1 protein-coding gene is annotated in these 1,001 nt (G+C 67.8%); it reads right to left on the bottom strand.

Annotated elements, in window-relative coordinates; translation table 11 throughout:
- Nucleotides 1–1,001 (bottom strand): rhamnogalacturonan lyase family protein (locus tag ABD317_RS37250; protein ID WP_486389038.1); only part of this gene is annotated, 1,001 nt, incomplete at both ends.

Consider the following 1,001-nt stretch of genomic DNA (forward strand, 5'->3'; position numbering starts at 1 on the left):
CAGGCGCGGCAGGCTGTTGGTGGGGGTCGGGTTGTCCGGGTCCCACTTCTCGATCTTGCCGTCGTTGAACAGTTCCATGGTGATGTCGCCGTCCCACCACAGGCCCATCTGCGGCCACGGCCGCAGGCTGGTGTTGGGCTCGGTCAGCCGGTTGCTGGGGGCGTTGTAGAGCCCGTCGAAGGACCAGACCTCCATGCCCGGGTGGTTCGGGTCGATGTCACCGGCCATGCCGCGGCCGACGTCCGCGCCGGAGCCGTAGTGCTCCCAGATGAGTTCGCCGGTCGCGGCGTCGTAGTAGTACTCGTGCAGGCCGCTGGGGTTGTCCTGCTGCACGCCGTAGCCCTCCAGGCCCGGCCGTGACGGGTCCATGTCGGCGATGTGGAAGCGGTCGCCGTGGACGATGCCCCGGCCCCCCATCGAGTACAGCAGCGAGCCGTCACCGTCCAGGACAAACCCGATCTCGACGAACTCGTCGTCACCGTCACTGTCCACGTCCAGGCAGCGGCTGTTGTGCCCGTCGGGGTGGTTGCCGTTGCGCAGCCACTTCCACCGCATGTCGACGTTGCTGCCGTCGAAGTCCCACGCGGTGACCATCAGGTTGAACCCGCCGCTGCCGACACGGTTCTTCATGTAAGCCACCAGGCTGGGTGTGGTGCCGTCCAGGTGGCAGGCCGCGAAGCGCGCGTACATCGGACCGTCGGACAGGAAGTCGGTCGGCACCGGCGCGGTCGCGCGGGCCGCCCCGGTCATCCCGTCCAGGATGGCCATCGCCTGACGGGTGTTGTTGGGCAGGCCGTTGTACGTGGTGCCATCGCCGAAGGTGACGCCGTTGGCGATCCGCACGGCGACCTCGGCGCGGCCGTCGCCGTCGAAGTCGTAGACGGTGACGCCGTCGTTGTGGCCGACGTCGATCGTGGCCGACCCACCCTCGATGTTGTTCTGGTCACGGCTGTTCGGCCCCATGTTGACTTCCCACAGGAACGTGCCGTCACTGCGGTACG

It is taken from the genome of Streptomyces synnematoformans, from assembly GCF_039531005.1.
Classification (GTDB): Bacteria; Actinomycetota; Actinomycetes; order Streptomycetales; family Streptomycetaceae; genus Streptomyces; species Streptomyces synnematoformans.